1 protein-coding gene is annotated in these 1,379 nt (G+C 70.1%); it reads left to right on the forward strand.

All coding sequences use genetic code 11. From position 1 onward, the window contains the following. Nucleotides 1-126: 126 nt before the first annotated feature. Nucleotides 127-957 carry a prolipoprotein diacylglyceryl transferase gene (gene lgt / locus BN3001_RS00085; protein ID WP_058269809.1) on the forward strand — a complete coding sequence of 277 codons (831 nt, stop codon included), beginning with the start codon at nt 127-129 and terminating at the stop codon, nt 955-957. The last annotated feature ends 422 nt before the right edge of the window (nt 958-1,379 follow it).

Raw genomic sequence — 1,379 nt, forward strand, 5'->3', positions numbered from 1 at the left:
GGCCGCCCCCGCGCTGTCGCGCCCCGGCCCCTTGCGGGCCCGCCGCCGGCGCTGACGACCCGTCCGTCGCGTTCATTCGCGGGACCCGCGCGGCCGGCCCCGTCCGAGGCAAGGAGTGTTTCGCCCATGTGGCTCGATGAGCTCTATCACGCCCTGAACCCCGTCGCCCTGCAGCTGGGGCCCCTGGCCATCCGCTGGTACGGCCTTGCCTACCTGGCGGGCTTCGCGCTCGCGGGCCTCATGGTCGCGCGCAACTCCCGTCGTTGGGGCGTGGGCCTCACGGCAGACGACGTCACGTCCGTGGTCCTTGCCGTGGCGCTGGGCGTCATCGTCGGCGCCCGTCTTGGCTACGTGCTCTTTTACGGCGACGGCTACTATCTTCAGCAGCCCCTCAAGGTCTTTGCGCTCAGCGAGGGGGGCATGAGCTTTCACGGCGGCCTCGTGGGGGCGGTGGTGGGGGGCCTCGCCATCTGTCGCTCCCTGCGCGTCTCGTTTGCGACCATGTGCGACCTCGTGGCGTGCGGCGCCCCTCTGGGGCTGTTCTTCGGGCGGTGCGCAAACTTCATCAACGGCGAGCTCTGGGGCAAGGAGACGAGCCTGCCCTGGGGCGTCATGTTCTCTGACACGGGTGGCGGCCTGGTGTATCGGCACCCCTCCCAGCTGTACGAGGCCCTGCTGGAGGGCGTCATCCTGTTCGTGCTGCTCTACCTGCTCGCCCGTCGCCGCCCCACCTTGCCTCAGGGCACGTTTCTTGGCACGTTTCTGGTCCTGTACGGCTGCTTCCGCTTTCTCGTCGAGTTCGTGCGTCTGCCCGACAAGCAGCTGGGCTACCTGTTTGGCACCGGCTGGCTCACCATGGGGCAGTGCCTCTCGCTGCCGCTCGTGCTCGCGGGCGCCGTCGTCGCCCTGGTAGCGCTGCGCCGAGGACGTCCTCAGCGGGGTCATCTGGACGACTGACGGGCCCGCCCTGCCGGGCGGCGGCTCGTGACGTGGGGCCCCTGACCCTGATACACTGCAAGATATACAAGTTGAGGGCACGTTGCCGTTGCTGCTACGCCTGCTGAAAGGATTCCGGTTTGACACCGGGCCAGCGTGGGACCGTGTTCGCACCATCGCGCCAGGGGCAGCGCCCCGGCGTGAGCCTGCCCTCCCGACGTAGTTGCTGACGCCGCTTGATGTGGCGGGGAGATGGGGGGCGGGCACATGGTTGACGGACGAGGTCGTGAGGTCAGGCTGGCGGCGAGCGTCGCGCGGGGGTGCCTGTGCCTGATGCTGAGCGTGGCCTTGGCCTTCTCGGGCGTGCCCGCCGTCGCGTGGGCGCAGGCCGTCCCCGCCGAGCAGGCGAGCCCTGAGGCCCCGGCAACCGCGAAGGCCCCGGC

Source organism: Olsenella massiliensis (assembly GCF_001457795.1).
Lineage (GTDB): Bacteria > Actinomycetota > Coriobacteriia > Coriobacteriales > Atopobiaceae > Olsenella_F > Olsenella_F massiliensis.